Annotated in this window: 1 protein-coding gene; it reads left to right on the top strand. The window is 37.6% G+C overall.

Annotated features, from left to right (window positions below):
• Nucleotides 1–255, top strand: a 255-nt coding sequence (locus M3226_RS31990) for a DDE-type integrase/transposase/recombinase (protein ID WP_251573467.1), incomplete at both ends; no start/stop codon positions are given.

Raw genomic sequence — 255 nt, 5'->3', positions numbered from 1 at the left:
GTGGCTGACATTACTTATGTTTGGACAAAGGAAGGTTGGCTATATCTGGCGTCAGTAATGGACTTGTATTCACGAAAGATTATTGGGTTTAATATGGGGAGTCGTTTGACAAAAGAATTGGCTATTATAGCGTTAGAAAGAGCTATGATTAATCAGCCGCCTAGAGAGGGACTTATTCATCATTCTGATCGAGGAAGTCAATATGCATCAATTGATTATACCAATAAGCTTAAGGGAGCAGAAATAACAATTAGT

Source organism: Neobacillus cucumis, assembly GCF_023715505.1.
This window is presented reverse-complemented; position numbering and strand designations above follow the sequence as displayed.